The 339-nt window shown below is 31.9% G+C and carries 1 protein-coding gene; it reads right to left on the bottom strand.

Annotated elements, in window-relative coordinates:
- Positions 1-247 (bottom strand): hypothetical protein (locus RU87_RS09535; RefSeq protein ID WP_096835862.1); only part of this gene is annotated, 247 nt, incomplete at its 3' end.
- Positions 248-339 lie beyond the last annotated feature (92 nt).

The following is a 339-nucleotide window of genomic DNA, read 5'->3' as shown; positions in this document are numbered from 1 at the left end:
CCCTTATCGACGAGCCATCTTTCATATCCTCCTGAGGCATTTTAAGAGCTTTCAATTCATTGATTTCTGATTTATACTCTTCTAGTACTTTTTTATCCTGTAAGGCTTGACGTTGTTGTTGGTCTAAAAGATTTTGCATATTACTTAATTGTTTAAATTGTTCATCTTTAGTGTTTTGTAAATCTTTTATCTGCTCTTTTTGATACTCAATTATATCTAGTATACCCGAATTGCTAGTTGATTTCATTGAAAAATATATAAGTCGTGCTATCCTAATCTTAAACCGCTAAGCATTAGAAAGCGCACGACCTATATGACTTATAATAGCACACTTACAAA

It is taken from the genome of Pseudolactococcus plantarum, from assembly GCF_002441715.1.
GTDB classification, from domain to species: Bacteria; Bacillota; Bacilli; order Lactobacillales; family Streptococcaceae; genus Pseudolactococcus; species Pseudolactococcus plantarum.
This window is presented reverse-complemented; position numbering and strand designations above follow the sequence as displayed.